At 40.5% G+C, this 14798-nt stretch carries 15 protein-coding genes and 1 pseudogene; 1 reads left to right on the top strand and 15 read right to left on the bottom strand.

Features of this window, described 5'->3' with window-relative positions:
- Positions 1-171: 171 nt before the first annotated feature.
- The 5 genes from nrdI to HT701_RS00605 form a co-directional block, all read right to left on the bottom strand.
- Positions 172-642, bottom strand: coding sequence for a class Ib ribonucleoside-diphosphate reductase assembly flavoprotein NrdI (nrdI, locus tag HT701_RS00625; protein ID WP_172931089.1), 471 nt, complete (start codon positions 640-642; stop codon positions 172-174).
- 77 nt (positions 643-719) lie between these two features.
- Positions 720-1253: an ABC transporter permease gene (locus HT701_RS00620; protein ID WP_172931088.1), complete on the bottom strand. Its 534-nt coding sequence runs from the start codon at positions 1251-1253 to the stop codon at positions 720-722.
- Positions 1254-1313: 60 nt separating this feature from the next.
- Positions 1314-2600 (bottom strand): response regulator transcription factor, encoded by a 1287-nt coding sequence (locus HT701_RS00615; RefSeq protein WP_172931087.1) that lies wholly within the window; start codon positions 2598-2600, stop codon positions 1314-1316.
- An 11-nt stretch (positions 2601-2611) separates the two neighbouring features.
- Positions 2612-4282, bottom strand: a complete 1671-nt coding sequence (locus HT701_RS00610) for a sensor histidine kinase (protein ID WP_345889962.1) — start codon at positions 4280-4282, stop codon at positions 2612-2614.
- A complete protein-coding gene (locus tag HT701_RS00605) occupies positions 4260-4874 on the bottom strand; it encodes a DUF624 domain-containing protein (RefSeq protein ID WP_172931086.1) in 615 nt (204 codons plus the stop codon). Before HT701_RS00605 ends, HT701_RS00610 begins: the two co-directional genes overlap by 23 nt.
- 134 nt (positions 4875-5008) lie before the next feature.
- Between HT701_RS00605 and HT701_RS00600 the strand changes: the two genes are divergently transcribed.
- Positions 5009-5578, top strand: a complete 570-nt coding sequence (locus tag HT701_RS00600; RefSeq protein ID WP_000415698.1) for an MptD family putative ECF transporter S component — start codon at positions 5009-5011, stop codon at positions 5576-5578.
- A gap of 151 nt (positions 5579-5729) precedes the next feature.
- On the opposite strand, the pseudogene HT701_RS00595 reads toward HT701_RS00600, so the two are convergent.
- The 10 genes and pseudogenes from HT701_RS00595 to HT701_RS00550 all read right to left on the bottom strand — a co-directional run.
- Positions 5730-5948, bottom strand: a pseudogene (locus HT701_RS00595) (hypothetical protein); the annotation flags it as partial.
- A gap of 22 nt (positions 5949-5970) precedes the next feature.
- The gene (locus HT701_RS00590; RefSeq protein WP_172931084.1) at positions 5971-7215 is read right to left on the bottom strand and encodes a transporter; all 1245 of its coding nucleotides are present in this window, start codon (positions 7213-7215) and stop codon (positions 5971-5973) included.
- A 185-nt stretch (positions 7216-7400) separates the two neighbouring features.
- Positions 7401-8270 carry an Rgg/GadR/MutR family transcriptional regulator gene (locus tag HT701_RS00585; protein ID WP_172931083.1) on the bottom strand — a complete coding sequence of 290 codons (870 nt, stop codon included), beginning with the start codon at positions 8268-8270 and terminating at the stop codon, positions 7401-7403.
- A 130-nt stretch (positions 8271-8400) separates the two neighbouring features.
- A complete protein-coding gene (locus HT701_RS00580; protein ID WP_000444649.1) occupies positions 8401-9093 on the bottom strand; it encodes a methionine ABC transporter permease in 693 nt (230 codons plus the stop codon).
- A gap of 1 nt (position 9094) precedes the next feature.
- On the bottom strand, positions 9095-10156 hold the full coding sequence (locus HT701_RS00575) for a methionine ABC transporter ATP-binding protein (protein ID WP_000085651.1): 1062 nt from the start codon (positions 10154-10156) through the stop codon (positions 9095-9097).
- On the bottom strand, positions 10149-11522 hold the full coding sequence (locus tag HT701_RS00570) for a M20/M25/M40 family metallo-hydrolase (RefSeq protein WP_050207618.1): 1374 nt from the start codon (positions 11520-11522) through the stop codon (positions 10149-10151). The genes HT701_RS00575 and HT701_RS00570 overlap by 8 nt, the downstream gene beginning before the upstream one ends.
- A gap of 96 nt (positions 11523-11618) precedes the next feature.
- On the bottom strand, positions 11619-12473 hold the full coding sequence (locus tag HT701_RS00565) for a MetQ/NlpA family ABC transporter substrate-binding protein (RefSeq protein WP_023948487.1): 855 nt from the start codon (positions 12471-12473) through the stop codon (positions 11619-11621).
- A gap of 153 nt (positions 12474-12626) precedes the next feature.
- Positions 12627-13457 (bottom strand): amino acid ABC transporter substrate-binding protein, encoded by an 831-nt coding sequence (locus tag HT701_RS00560; protein WP_000724930.1) that lies wholly within the window; start codon positions 13455-13457, stop codon positions 12627-12629.
- Between the two features lie 182 nt (positions 13458-13639).
- Positions 13640-13963, bottom strand: a complete 324-nt coding sequence (locus HT701_RS00555) for an AzlD domain-containing protein (RefSeq protein ID WP_000253936.1) — start codon at positions 13961-13963, stop codon at positions 13640-13642.
- Positions 13953-14648: an AzlC family ABC transporter permease gene (locus HT701_RS00550; RefSeq protein ID WP_172931082.1), complete on the bottom strand. Its 696-nt coding sequence runs from the start codon at positions 14646-14648 to the stop codon at positions 13953-13955. Before HT701_RS00550 ends, HT701_RS00555 begins: the two co-directional genes overlap by 11 nt.
- Positions 14649-14798 lie beyond the last annotated feature (150 nt).

The following is a 14798-nucleotide window of genomic DNA, read 5'->3' as shown; positions in this document are numbered from 1 at the left end:
TTTTCATTGAGTATAAGGTTTCATTTCAAGAGAAAATGCAGCAAATATTTCTATGATAAAAAGCATAAGAACACGGTTTTGAAGACCTGAACTTATGCTTTTTTGCGTTCTCAAAGACTGTTTATACTCAAAAAAACAGTTGAAAAATCCCAAGCGCCTCTTATATTGACTTTAATTCTCCTTTTCCAACTCATACAAATCTGCGATAATAGCTGCGACATGTTTGATGTCTTCCAGCATGCCTCGCATTTCAAAGTCAGCCAAGACAGGGAAACCAAAACGTTGACTGTATTGCTTAGCTGTCAGGCAGTATTGGTTATTAAAGTTACGATTTCCTGAACCAACTACGCCAAAACACTTACTAGCATTGTCACCATAGGCGATAAAATCCCCAACGGGTGTCGTCAAGATCTCGACATCTCCGTTATCAACGCCATTCCCACCTTCGAGATAGGTCGGCAAAAAAGCGACATAGGGATAGTCCATTTCATAGAAATCATGACCTTCCTTGACCAAATCCTTGATATGAATCTTTTGAACTTCAATCCCTTTGTACTGGGATAAGAGATAGTCTTTCAGGCGTGTCACAAAACTCTCAGTGTTGCCACTCAAACTAATATAAACTAAAGAAATTGTCTTCATATGTACCTCCATGATTTTATTTTTAATCGAAAAAGAACTACCAAGATTGTATCTTGATAGTTCTTTTTTGTCAATACTTAGGCAAGATTTTCTGCTTCCTCTTCTTCTGCCAAGGCTTTCTGTTGTCGCCACATCTTATAGAAGACAAGGGCTAGGAAGAGAATATTGATGACGATAGAGAGAATGCTAACGGCTTGTGAAATAACACTGATCCCTAAACGCATGGTTTCATCGTGAACTAACTGCACAGCGTCCTGTAAACTAACATAGCCATAAATCGAACCAATAATGGCTAGCAAAACATAGCCGACATAAGTATAATTTGCATATTGCAAATTCTTACGAACAAGGAAGACAATCGCTACTGCAACTAAAATAGCAGATAGCACAATCAAGGCCATATTAAAAATAGAATGAGTTGATTCTGCTACTCTATAGCTGTAATTGATGTTGTCTTCTAATTGCTGAGCACTGACCCCTGCAACTTGTTTCTGAGCAGCACGAAGGGCTTCTTTGCTAGGTAAGGGACTCAACATTCCAAACAGAGACATAGCTGAAATAAGGGCAGACAAGATTAACAAGACCCATAGATAAATCGGTTTCTTTTTCATGATAGAACCTCCTAATGTTATTATTGATATTATAGCACTTTTTGTAAAGGAATACAAATCTTATAGTATCGTTTCTACCTGTTTTCGGTAGGCTTTTGGCGATTTTCCGCACAATTTTCGGAACACTTTATAGAAATATCCAAGGTTACTGTAACCAACAGCATAACAAATATCTTCGATACTGTCACTAGTTGAAAGCAAGAGCTGCTGGGCAGCCTTAATACGTTGTTTGTTTAGTAACTCTGCAAAGGTCGAATCGGTTTCTCGCTTAATCAACTGCCCTAGATAGACAGGATTGATAAAGAGTGCCTTACTGATATCCTTGAGAGAAAGTTCTTTTTGGTAATCACGACCAATGACTTCCAACACACTGACCACATTTTCATTCATACGGTATTGACCGAAAAAGCTGGTCAGAGTTTCCTTGATATAAGAAACCAATTCATCGAAGGATTGAATAGCATGAATCGTTTTGACAATGTCCGTCATATCATCAGCTTTGAGATGTTCAAACAAATGAAAGACATCCATGACAAACTGGATAAAAAGCTGTTTAGTAATCGGAACACGCGGTGTATTTTCAAGAACTACCTTTTCCAAAAGATTCAACTCTTCCACGATTTGATTGAGATTCCCCTGAATGATAACCCTATAAATCGGTTCGTAGTAGGCAAAGAGACTCTGAGACTGCTGTAGATTTACAGAGCCATAAAAGAGGGCTTTCTCAGCATTCAGCTTCCAGCGTTCAAAGTGTTCTTGATAGGGAGCTTCAAAAGGTGTAACAACTAAGCCATCTAGGGGTTGGTCAGAAATGAAAATCTGCCAGTCTTGACCCAAGACATAGTAGGGAATGGTGAAGGAACCTTGCTTTTCCTTGGATAGACCTATCCACCAATTCTCCTTATCCCCTAAATAACTAACAAATCCAGCCTCGTCTAAATCTTGACTGAGGGTCTGACTTTTCTTTCCTCTCTCGCCGAGCTGACCTGCAATCTTCTCCAGCAGATTTCCCAACTCTACCTTATCAACAGGCTTAACCAGATAGTCCACCACACTAAGGTTCATAGCTCTTTTTACATAATCAAACTCCTGATAACCTGAGAGCAGGATATAGGCAGCATCTGGTAAAATCTCTTTCATCTCCCGAATCATATCAAGCCCTGTTTTGTCGGGCATATTGACATCGGAAATGATGACATCGACAGGATTTTCCTGCACATATTCTAGGGCTTCATCGGCATGACTGGCTGTTGCGACGACCTCCATATCCCACTTATCAAAGGGAATCAAACGTTTCAGACCTTCTGTCACCATGTACTCATCATCTACTAATAATACTTTATACATTTTCTCCCTTTCTACTCATCTTGAATTGTAATACGATACTGAACACCTGCTTGCTCTGCAGACTCTACACTAATAGCATATCGCTCCCCAAAATAGAGCACAAAACGCTCATGGACATTGACAATCCCGATAGACTGCTTTTGATCACTGTAACTGGCTTGGTGTTCAAAATGTCTCTGACTTAATTTTTCTCGAATACTTGTCAGTTTTTCAACCGACATTCCACGGCCATTATCGACCACCAAAATTTCTACAAAACCATCCTGTTTAAGCGCCTTGATGCTAATCACATTATCTGTCCGTCTGTGGTCAACACCATGCGCAAAATAATTTTCTACCAGCGGTTGCAAGGTAAACTTAGGAATTTTCATATTCTCTAACTCTGGGTCTATCTTGAAACCATAGGCAATGGACTTGGGATAGCGAACCATGCAGAGGTAGCTATATTTACGGCAAAATTCTAATTCCTGTTTGAGAAGAGTTTCTCTTTCGTCAGAAATATTGTTACGCAAGAGACTACTGAATTCATAAATGATATCTGCTAACTCATCTTGACTCTGCATAACTGCATACATGCGCAAGAACTCCAGCGTATTATACATAAAATGAGGATTGATTTGCGCCTGCAGTGCTCGCATATTGGCATCTTTTTGACTCAGCTCTAACTGGTAAATATCATGGATATTCTTTTCCAAACGATCTAACATATCATTGGTCGTCTCCGCGATTAGGAGCAATTCCTGATCCTTTTCAAGTGTGTCAATACGAAGACCTTCCTCTCCTTGGGCAATAGCTTGAATAGAATCCACCAAATCCACTACCTGCTTTTGGTAATTAGCAAAGGTCTGCCTCAACGTCAGATAAAGAATGACAATAAAGAGAAGGCTCAAGCTCACAATCAAAGCAGAGCTAGTCACTGTTCCTTGTAAAACAAAGTTTTTGGGAACTGCCACCTGAACCTGATAACCATGAGAAGTTAAGCCAACTAGCCAATTTTCACTCTCCTTATCAACTGTTTCACCAATATGAAAAATCTCCGTATCAAAAGGTGAGGTCACTGTTACTGCCATCGGAGTATGACCTCTAGTATTATCAATGGCATGGTATAAAACAGCAGGATCCAAGGAGATGTAAATCACTCCTAAGTCTTGATCTGACACTGGATCTGACACCGGAATGGCAAAACTATTTCCTGCTGGTTTGAAATCCTCAGCCCTGATTTTTTCTCCACTACGTTTGTCTTTAGTAGAAACATAGACTTCCTTGTAATCTTGAAAAGCAATGGCCACTCCAGTTACAAAATCATTTCGAACATAGAGGTCATCAACATTTTCATGCAGAGAGACTGATATATAAGGCGAAGCTTTCCGCTCTAATTGCCAGTAAAAATAGTCTGGCATGCTAAGACTAAAGTACTTATAGATTCCCTCAATACGAGCTTGATTTTCAACTAAAGCCTGAGCTATCTGGGTTGACTCTCTATGGTAATATTCAATTTCACTCACTGTTCTAGCAGTTACACGCTGGGCTACTCTCTGGGCTTCCTTTTCCCGTGAATCCCAGTCAGCATAGGAGAGTAAGATTGCAAAACTCGCAATAATAATGATCATCACTGAACTGTAGGTTCTTAGAAGCGTATGTAGCCAAAACTGCTTCATCCTACTTTGTCGCCAATTTTTCATGGATACTTTCATAGACCGGTTCCAACATATCACTGATAAAGAAATGCCACATCCCAATTCCTACAAAGAAGAGAAGAGCAGGCATATAGTAACCAATTGCCACAAGTAGCACAGTTCCAAGAAGAACCTTGGCTACAGCTGCTAGGCTCATAAAGATACCAATCAAGGATAGTTTGAGACTATTTCGATAAGATAGGTCAAAATAAACTTGTAATTTCAAAGATACTGCATAGGCCAAAAAGATCAGGGCAACTACTAGAACATTAAAAAAGGTCGCAATCAAATGAATAATAGTCTGATGAGGCAATTGCACCAAGAGATACAAGCCATAGACCAAAACTAAATCCACTCCTAAAAAGCTATAGAAAATCAGGTTGCTTGAGACAAAATTTTGCTTATAAAGAGACCAAGCCTCCTTCAAACTGTATTCCCGAAAGCTATAACCATGTTCTGCATACAAACTCATCAAGGTGGCACTAGCCGGCGCTAGACCAAGGATAATCCCTCCTGCTAAAGTTAATAGCCAAAAGAAGGCTGTCGCAATCATCCCTAAAAAGAAACGATTAAAGACAAAGTCTAAAAATCTCCCCATGATACCCTCCTAAAAATAACTATGAAACTATTATATCATATTTCAAGCGTTTTCAAAAACTTCTAGTATCCATTTACAATCCCACCAAACCGTGGTACAATGAGAATTGTGAAAAAATGATCAGGAGACAATTCATGGAAAAATCTATCTTAACTACACTGCTTTTTGCAGTTCTTTACTTCCTCTGCATGGGGATTGGTGTTCTTTTGGGCAATCTCCTTGACCAAACTGGAAACATGTTTTATGCGCCTGCTTTTACTGCCCTTGTCGGCGGTAGCGTCTATATGATTCTAGTCGCAAAAGTTCCGCGCTTTGGAGCCGTTACCACTATCGGTCTTGTTATTGCTCTCTTTTTCTTGGGAACTAAACACGGTGCCGGTGCCTTCCTTCCTGGAATTATCTGTGGGCTGCTAGCAGATGGAGTAGCTAACCTCGGAAAATACAAGAACCAAACTAAGAATTTCCTTTCTTTCATACTCTTTGCCTTTAGCACAGCAGGACCAATCTTACTCATGTGGATTGCACCCCAAGCCTATATGGCAACCCTTCTAGCAAGAGGAAAATCGCAAGAATATATCGACCGTATCATGGTTGCGCCAAACCCTGGAACTGTCCTTCTATTTATCGCAAGTATTGTCATCGGAGCCCTAGTGGGTGCCTTGATTGGACAAGCCTTGAGTAAAAAATTTGCACAGAAAATCTGATTAGTTAAAAAGAGCCAGGCGGCTCTTTTTTATTTATGGCTCAAGACTTGGTCAAGAAGTCTCCCAAGAATTGATACTCTTCGAAAATCTCTTCAAACCACGTCAACGTCGCCTTGCCGTAGGTATATGTAACTGNNCTGCGGCTAGTTTCCTACTTTGCTCTTTGATTTTCATTGAGTATAAATTTAAAGATAATCAAAATGATAATGATGGTTGCCAAGATAGTTTTATCGTGATTGTAGCGGTTAAATCCATAAGCGATGGCTACGTTAGCAATACCACCAGCTCCAACCGCACCAGCCATAGCTGTTTCACCAACAAGGGAAATCAAGGTCACAGTCGTCACACGGATCAAATCTGGAAGACCTTCTAGTAAGCCTGATTTTCCTAGGTTAACATTTTTTACCTGAAAAACTTCTTTTTTCTAGTGATAAAATCAACCCTATCACACTCACTACCAAAAACACCCACCAACAAAGGCTGATATCTTGCAAAGCTAAGAAGGAAAATACAGACATCCCCAAGGGTAATGTTAGGGAAAAAATCATACTCAAGAGATTATTACTTCGAGCTAATACATCCGCGCTCAAATTAGACAATAACAGAGTATCTAATTTAGGCATTGATTTCGACATCAAATACATGACAAAGGCTAAGCAGGCAACACCTACTAGAGGAGAAAAATCTAAAATATTAGCAGTAGCAAGCAAGACAAACAGAATTGCATTGAGCGATAGCAAACTTGAAAACGACAATTTTCCAAAATAATCATGGGGAGTTAGGCTACCAAGAATAGCTCCTCCCAAGCTGACACATTCAATTAAAAATAGGGCTTGAGCATAGCTGAGATGATAGATAGTATGGTCTAATAAGTAAAAGTGATAAATACCTCCAACAGCTCCTCCCAAAGTATTCATTACCAAAATGACAAGGATCATTTTAAACAAAGATTTACTTTCTCTTTGCCTAAAGATATCATCCATGTCCGCATAGATTGCCTTAACTTGTTGAAGTAAACTAATCGACTCATTCTCTACCGTTACAGACAAATACGTCAATTCTCTTCTATTTTTGAACAAAATAAGAGAAGATAGTAAAAAGAAGCCAGCATTCACAATTGCAACAAAAGAAAAATTTTGGTGGCTTGTTGTGAGTAACCACACTCCTAAGGCTTGACCTCCTAGATTTGATAAATAGGAAACAAACTGAGTAAATGAATAAGCTTCATAGAGCTTATCTTCCGAAATATTATGCTGGATAATCGGCATACGAAGGCCTGCTGTATAATCTGATAAAATATCCGAACAGATATTAACCATACAGATAAAAGCAAACGTTACGAAGTTCTGATCATGAATCACACTAGTAATCAAAAGAAATAGGAGACTTTGCACACAACCAACCCAGATAATTGTCCCTGCTTTATTCCGAGTATGATCAGCCTTAATCCCAACATAAAAAGTAAATAGGAAAGGTAAAATCGTAATCATATTCGCCATAAATACAGCTATATTTTTAAAGGGTAGACTCGCAGCATAAACAATAAATACCAGATTATAAATATAAGCTCCACTTGAGCTTAAAAACCTTGATAAGGTCAGTATTCTAAATAAATGATGTTTTAAAAATAATTTCATAACAGGGCTTTCTCCATATTTCAAAGAGTATTCTATTGAAACCAGTCTAACAAAAAAAGCGGGACTCCCCACTTTTTTGTAATATATTTTTTCTGAAAATAGAAACTCTAGCGCCTAGAAACTGCTAATTATCAATCCATCTACAAGCCTATTTATTTTTCATCAGTCGATGTAACGAGAATATATTACAAATCTTTATTTGAAAGCTGATTTGCAAAATAGTTTTCATAGTATCTTGCACCATCTACATACTCTAAATCTTGTAAGATTGTAATGCCTCTCTGGATTTTTTCAAGACCCTTATTTTTTACATTAAAAATAGTATCATAATACCCTTTAGCAATCATATAAATGATTTTAAGATAAGCTTGAGATTCTGGCAATTCTCGTTTTTCAATCTGAAAGATAAAATAATCTGCTTTTAATTTATCCTTTTCCTCTATCGCTTTAAAGAGTCCATTAATTAAAATGGTGTCAATACCAACTTTGTTACTAGGTAAAGAGCCTAATAAATCCGTCTTTTGTAACATCTCCCTAGAATATTTAAAATAGAGGGGCAGAGGAAACAAAGTAGAAATCGTTGAAAATAGTTCCAATTCATAATTTCCCCAGATGTCAATAGTAAAAAAATAGTCATAGAGAAAAGTCAGTTCTTCATCCGTTGCCCTTATTTTTGAATCAAAAAACACAAGAAGGCTTTTGATACGAATCATTTGTAAAAGATAGCTTTTTTCACCACTTGATCTATACTTTTGAATCGTCTCTTCATACAAGGCGTGGAGAGAATCAATCCCTTCTCTATCATATAGTTCCCAGAGATTTTCTTGAAAAGCCAAAGCCTTTTTCTGAGAAAAACCACGTACCAAGTACATAAATTCATTCAAATCAGAGTGGATGTTATCTAAGGCAGTAATCAATTTCATAGATGATAAGTCTGCTTCTCCACGCTCAAATTTGCTCAGCATGGAATAAGTAAACTCTCCTCCCGTCGCCTCCTGTAGAGATACATTCCGACTCTTTCTCAATTCTTTAAAAACTTCTCCCAGATTTTGCATATTGACTCCCCACAATGCTTAACTCTCTAACTCATAAAAGTGATGATTGATAGCAACCAGTACAGAAAATTTCAAGTCTTGACGATAACGACAACTCCTATGAATGATGTACAGATTGCCTAGCCCTTTTTTATTTATGGCTCAATTTCTTGGTCAAGAAGTCTCCCAAGAATTGGATTGTAAAGATAATCAAGATGATAATGATGGTTGCCAAGATGGTCACATCGTGATTGTAGCGATTAAATCCATAAGCGATGGCTACGTTACCGATACCACCAGCTCCAACCGCACCCGCCATAGCTGTTTCCCCAACAAGGGAAATCAAGGTCACAGTCGTCACACGGATCAAATCTGGAAGACCTTCTGATAGGTAAACACCCACGATGTCCCAGAAAGTCGCTCCGCTCGCTTGAGCCGCCTCAATGACACCACCATCCAATTCAGCCAAGACAACCTGCACTTGACGGGCAAAGAAGGCAAAGACCGCAAAAGATAGGGGTACGATAGCTGCATTTGGACCAATGCTTGTTCCTACGATTAGATGAGAGAAGGGTGACAAGACTGCCAAGAGAATGATGAAAGGAACCGCACGGAAAATAGAGGTAATCTTATCTAGAATCCAGAAGACGACCTTATTTTCCAAGACACCACCTGGCGCTGTCAAGACAAGGAAAAGACCTGCCACTAGCCCCAAGAAACCTCCGATGATAAAGGACAGAACTGTCATATAAAGGGTTAGGTAGATGGCTGTTCCCCAGCCTGCTTGACCAGCCCAGCCCATCTTATAGACATTTGGTAAATAGGTTTGAATCAATGATTCCATCTTACTGTCCTCCCTTCAATACTTTTAGTTGTACACCTGCTTGACGAATGGCTTCTTGGGCACCTGCCAACGCTGCTTTTTCACCTGACAAGACTACAACCAATTCTCCAACAGGAGTGCCATCGAGAATTTCGATATTTCCATAGAGAATATTAGCCGTTACTTGGTAATGCTTGTACAACTCATTCAAAAGTGGCTCGTCTGTTGAAGCCCCTGCGTACTTGAGCTGCACCAAAATGCTGTTTTCAGACAAGTGTTCCACAATTTCTTGCTTCTCGATTTTTACCATGGCTTCATCAATGCCTGTGGCTGTTGAGATAAAGTCTTGAGTCAAAGGCTGTTTAGGATCTGAGAAGATTTCAAGGACACTACCCTCTTCAATCAAATGTCCGTCCTGCATAACTGCCACACGATTGGCAATGTCTTTGACAATCTGCATTTCATGCGTAATCAAGACAACAGTCAAGCCTAATTTTTGGTTCAAATCTTGCAACAAGGCCAAAATCTGCTTGGTTGTCTTAGGGTCAAGGGCAGACGTTGACTCATCTGAAATCAAGATTTTTGGATCATTGGCCAAGGCACGCGCAATGGCCACACGCTGTTTTTGCCCTCCAGATAATTGTGAAGGGTAGTTTTCAGCACGGTCTGCCAAGCCAACCAAGTCCAACAACTTAGCTACTTTAGCCTTCTTTTCTTCCTTGCTGAGTCCAGAGTGTTTAAGGGCAAAGGCTACATTCTCCTCTGCAGTCTTCTGGCTCATCAGGTTAAAATGCTGGAAAATCATCCCGATATCTTGACGTTTACGACGTAACTGCTCTGCCGTCAAGGCCACCTTGCCATCAAAAATCACATCATCGTCAATGGTAATTTTCCCTGCAGATGGCTTTTGCAAGAGATTAATCACCCGTACAAGGGTTGATTTCCCTGCTCCAGAATATCCAACAATTCCGTAAATATCCCCTTCTTGGATGTGAATGGTCACATCCTTGACCGCTGTGATGGTTCTCTTCTTTTGGTGAAAAGTCACATCGATCTGATCTAACTTGATAATGTCTCTACTCATAGCTTCTAATCAGCTCCTCTACTAATTCAATATGGGTGTAATAATCGGCGATTCGCACATTTTCATCTCCACCGTGATCTCGGCTATTAGCGTTTCCTAGACCGAAGGCCACCATTGGTACCTCTAGGGCATCAAAGACCGTATGCATAGGCCCTGTCCCAGCTGTAGTCGGCAAGACTGAAACGCCCTGTGGATAGAATTTCTTGGCCAACTCGATTACATTGAGAATGGCTGGCGCGCTCATATCGCTTCGATAGCTCATCTCTCCCAAGGTATAGTATAATTCTACCTTATCAAAGCCATTTTTGTCTAGCTGTTTCCGAATTTTTTCCAGAACATCATGCGGTTCTAAGCCCGGAACCAGACGAACCTCTAGCTTGGCACTGGCTTCTGCTGGCAAAATCGTTTTAACTCCTTGTCCTTGATAACCTGACTGAATCCCTTCGATATTAAGGGCTGGCTCGAAAAAGAAACGTTTTAGAAAGGCCATCCGCTCCTCCTGTAAGAGAGGCAACTCCAAGCCATAAATCCGACTGACTTCCTCTGGGTTTCGTTGACCATAAGTTTCTAGCAAGGCCATTTCTCGTTCATTTGGCTCTTGCACTTCTTCGTACAAGCCTTCAACCAAGATACGGCCACCTGCGGCACGAAGAGACTGTAAGGCTTGAAGGAGGTACCAGGGAGCTGATTCCACAACCCCACCATAACTCGAATGGATATCCACATCGGCACTTTTTACCTTGGCATCAAAGGTCACAATCCCCTTATTTCCACCAGAAATTTCCAGCTGTTCCAAGGCATTTTTAGTTCCTTGTTCCCAGACCAATAAATCCGCCCCACGGAGTTTATCCGCATGTTTTTCCAGATACTTATCTAGGTCTGTCGAAGCCGATTCCTCCGCACCCTCCATGATAAAACTGATATTGACAGGCAGATCATCATGGTGCTGCATGTATTTTCTCAAAGCACTCAAACGAGCTGTGATATGACCCTTATCATCGTCAACCCCACGCCCATACATGAAGCCATTGCGGACCGAAAGCGTAAAGGGATCCTCTGTCCAGACCTGATCTCCGTCCGCTGGCACAGTGTCATAGTGGTTATAGAAAATCAGGGTCTTGGCATCTGGACGCGAACTCTTGAAATGCGCCATGACAAAAGGCGCCGTGTAAGTCTCATCAATCTCCACTTCAGCCCCAACACGCTTGAAAACCTCACCCAGATAATTTGCGACTTCCTTAAGTCCAACCTGCTGGGCAAAGACCGACTTCTTAGAAATCAAGGTACGCAAAACCTCAAAATAATGCTGGGCTACATGATCCTTTTCAAATTTTTCAATCTGTTCTTGTTCGCTAGGAAAAACCATATTCTCTCTACCTTTCTATGAACTACTCTTCCTGACAATCCATGCTCTATACAAAAGCAAGAGGTGGAATCTTCTCTCCCACCTCCCTGTTTCTTATTACCAAACTGGTTGATCCAAACCGTCTGATGTTTCTTCGATAACTTTTTTCACGTCATCTGTGTGGTAAGCTGCGATCACTTTCTTGATAGCATCAGCTTTTGGTGATGTTTCCCAATCTTTTTTCGCAACGATGATGTTGTACCATTGTTTTGAATTTTCATCAGCTTGTTCTTTGAAAAGTGCTTTCTTGTAGTCCAATTTTGCTTCTGTAACGAAGGTATTGTTTACAACAGCAGCGTCAACTGATGACAATGAACGAGCTGTTTGGCTAGCGTCCAATTCAGTGATTTTCAAGTTCTTTGGATTTTCTTTGATGTTGGCAACTGTTGCAAGAGCAGTTCCTGAAACGTCCAATTTAATCAAGCCAGCTGATTGAAGCAAGTAAAGCGCACGGCTTTCGTTTGTAGCATCGTTTGGTACAGCAATTTCTCCGTTTGCTGGGATGTCTTCTACTTTAGTGTACTTGTTGTCACTTCCATTCAAACCTGAGTAAAGGCGGATTGGAGAGATGTAAGTATCAGCAATCGCTACAAGGTCTTTCCCGTTTTCTTTGTTCCAGTTGTTCAAGAAGTTATAGTGTTGGAAAGCGTTCAAGTCTACTTCGCCATCAGCAGTTGCCTTGTTTGGTTGTGAGTAGTCTGTGAACTCTGTAAATTCCAAAGTGATTCCGTCTTTCTTAACCAATTCTTGAACTTTATCCCAACGAGCTTCTTCAGAACCGCTACGGTTGACAGTTGCGATTTTGATAGTTGTTGCATTGTCTGCTTTCTTTTCTGAGTTTCCGCAAGCTGCAAGAGCCAAACCTGCGACTGTAGCAAGGGCTGCTACACCAAGCCATTTTTTGATTTTCATGATTCTTTCTCCTTAAAAATAATACCGTACTAGTATCTCATACTTTGTTTTATTTCACAAATTGTTATTAGATAGTCAGATATATAGTTTAAAACTATATATCTAAGAACTGAGAAATCACCCATCTTATTCAGAATGGATGATTTCAAGAAATTATTTAATATCAGCCTCTGCTGGTAGGTAAGTGTCTCCGAAGAATTGTTTAGACAATTTTTCAAGCGTTCCGTCTTTGTAGAGTTCTTTGATGCGTTTGTCTACAAATGATTTCAACTCATCTTGACCTTGAGCAAGAAGTGGGTAAACGTACGGTTGTTGGTCACTTGGAAGTTCGATGACTTTCAAGTTATCCAAACCTTGGTTCTTGATCACTGTTTCAACACCGATTTTATCAAAAATCTTATAGTCAAATTGGCCATCGCTCAAACGTACCATGATTTGTTGGAAGTCTGCCTTAGTATAGTTAAGGATAGTTGGGTTGTCCGGGTGTTCAGCGTTGTATGCTTCTAACTGCTTAGCTGAGGTAGTGGCTTGAACGACTTCCGTCGATTTTCCACCGATATCAGCGAGAGACTTGATACTAGAGTCATCTTTCTTCACTACAAGGACATTAGGGTTTTGGGCAATTGGTGCGGCATAAAGGTATTTTTCCGCACGTTCTTTAGTGTAGCTAAGATTGTTGACAGCCATATTGTAACGGTCAGCGTCAAGACCAGCAAATACACCTGACCATTCTGTCTTTTCAAATTTGACATCATATTTGTCAGAATCTTTAAAGATAGCGCGAACGACTTCAATCTCGTAACCAGTCAATTCGCCATTTTCTTCATAGATAAATGGTTTTGGCGAGCCATTGGTTGCAACGATGATTTCTTTCTTGCTAGCTGCTTCTCCCTCTTTCTTAGCACCACCTGAGCAAGCCGCAAGCACACCTGCAGCAACAAGAGCAAGGGCTGCAAGAGATGAGTATTTAACGATTTTTTTCATGTCATTTCCTCCAAAATAGAATACCTTATAATCTTAACAGAAAAAGACTATTTACGCCATTATATGATATCTATATCTGTGATAAGTTTTCTTTATGGCTAATTTATACTCAATGAAAANNCAGTTACATATACCTACGGAAAGGCAAAGCTGACGTGGTTTGAAAAGATTTTCGAAGAGTATTAAAAGACCAAACGCAAGACTGCAATCAAGACCACTCCAAAGAGAACCGTACCGACTAGATTGCGGTAGCGAAAGGCCACCCAAGCTGTTGGAAAGACGGCTAAGAAGTCTAGCCATTTGATTTGAGGAAGACTCCCAACCTTGCCTGTCACTACACTTGAAAGAATCAAGGCAAAGATAATAGAAACAGGCAAGAACTTCAAAAAACGCTCAACGATCGCAGGCAAGCCCTTATACTTGACCAAGATGAAAGGAATCATACGGGGAATCCAGGTCACCAAGCCAGAGAAAATAACTGCTAATAAAAGATACTTACTGACCATCTAAAACCACCCCCATTGTACAACCAAGTAGCGTCGCAAAGAGAACAGCTAGTGACTGAGACACCACTGTCAAAAGTAAAAAGAAGGACACCGCAACAACTGCTAAGATAATGAGCAGATTGCGGACAGGAATCCGTCTTTGCATAATCTGGAATTGCGAAGCAAAAATGCCGATAAACATCCCAACCAGGGCAAAATCTAAACCAAAGATCTCTGGATTTGGTAGCAGACCACCCAGAGCCGTTCCGACAACTGTTCCCACAAACCAAGCCACATAGCTGTTGAGGTTGTTTCCGTGCATCCACATAGGATTGACCTTGTCTGTATGGGCTAATTCGCCCATCAAAACGCCATAGGTCTCATCTGTCAAGATACTAGACATACCGATATTGTGCCAAAGACTGGTATAACGGAAATAAGTCGACGCATGCAAACTCAACAAAAAGAGACGCAAATTGATTAGAAAAACCGTCATAGCAATAGCTGCCACAGGAGCTTGAACCGCAATCAGTGCCAACATGGCAAACTGGGCACTCCCAGCATAAACAAAGAGGCTCATCAAGCCCATCTCTACAGGTGTCACATAGGGCGCACCGATAATCCCACAGGCAAGGCCAATACTGACATAACCAAGGGCTGTTGGCATGGCCGCCTGCACCCCCTCCCAAAATCCTTTTTCTTTCATCTTTCTCCTCGTATTGTCTTAATAATACTCAATGAAAATCAAAGAGCAAACTAGAAAGCTAGCCGCAGGTTGCTCAAAACATTGTTTTGAGGTTGCAGATAGGAGCTGACGCAGTCAGTTACATATATCTACGGCAAGGTGAAGCTGACG

Origin of the sequence: Streptococcus sp. 10824 (assembly GCF_013276595.1) — a bacterium.
In the GTDB taxonomy this organism is placed as follows: Bacteria; Bacillota; Bacilli; order Lactobacillales; family Streptococcaceae; genus Streptococcus; species Streptococcus pseudopneumoniae.
The sequence above is the reverse complement of the archived record's forward strand: the minus strand, read 5'-3'. Positions and strand labels throughout refer to the sequence as shown.

Excerpts from the sequence above, each read along its gene's own strand:
- HT701_RS00560 (WP_000724930.1), bottom strand. The coding sequence starts at position 13,457 with ATGAAAAAAATCGTTAAATACTCATCTCTTGCAGCCCTTGCTCTTGTT.
- HT701_RS00565 (WP_023948487.1), bottom strand. The coding sequence starts at position 12,473 with ATGAAAATCAAAAAATGGCTTGGTGTAGCAGCCCTTGCTACAGTCGCA.
- HT701_RS00575 (WP_000085651.1), bottom strand. The coding sequence starts at position 10,156 with ATGAGTAGAGACATTATCAAGTTAGATCAGATCGATGTGACTTTTCAC.
- HT701_RS00555 (WP_000253936.1), bottom strand. The coding sequence starts at position 13,963 with ATGGTCAGTAAGTATCTTTTATTAGCAGTTATTTTCTCTGGCTTGGTG.
- HT701_RS00610 (WP_345889962.1), bottom strand. The coding sequence starts at position 4,282 with ATGAAAAATTGGCGACAAAGTAGGATGAAGCAGTTTTGGCTACATACG.
- HT701_RS00585 (WP_172931083.1), bottom strand. The coding sequence starts at position 8,270 with ATGCAAAATCTGGGAGAAGTTTTTAAAGAATTGAGAAAGAGTCGGAAT.
- HT701_RS00620 (WP_172931088.1), bottom strand. The coding sequence starts at position 1,253 with ATGAAAAAGAAACCGATTTATCTATGGGTCTTGTTAATCTTGTCTGCC.
- HT701_RS00615 (WP_172931087.1), bottom strand. The coding sequence starts at position 2,600 with ATGTATAAAGTATTATTAGTAGATGATGAGTACATGGTGACAGAAGGT.
- HT701_RS00590 (WP_172931084.1), bottom strand. The coding sequence starts at position 7,215 with ATGAAATTATTTTTAAAACATCATTTATTTAGAATACTGACCTTATCA.
- nrdI (WP_172931089.1), bottom strand. The coding sequence starts at position 642 with ATGAAGACAATTTCTTTAGTTTATATTAGTTTGAGTGGCAACACTGAG.
- HT701_RS00570 (WP_050207618.1), bottom strand. The coding sequence starts at position 11,522 with ATGGTTTTTCCTAGCGAACAAGAACAGATTGAAAAATTTGAAAAGGAT.
- HT701_RS00550 (WP_172931082.1), bottom strand. The coding sequence starts at position 14,648 with ATGAAAGAAAAAGGATTTTGGGAGGGGGTGCAGGCGGCCATGCCAACA.
- HT701_RS00580 (WP_000444649.1), bottom strand. The coding sequence starts at position 9,093 with ATGGAATCATTGATTCAAACCTATTTACCAAATGTCTATAAGATGGGC.
- HT701_RS00600 (WP_000415698.1), top strand. The coding sequence starts at position 5,009 with ATGGAAAAATCTATCTTAACTACACTGCTTTTTGCAGTTCTTTACTTC.
- HT701_RS00605 (WP_172931086.1), bottom strand. The coding sequence starts at position 4,874 with ATGGGGAGATTTTTAGACTTTGTCTTTAATCGTTTCTTTTTAGGGATG.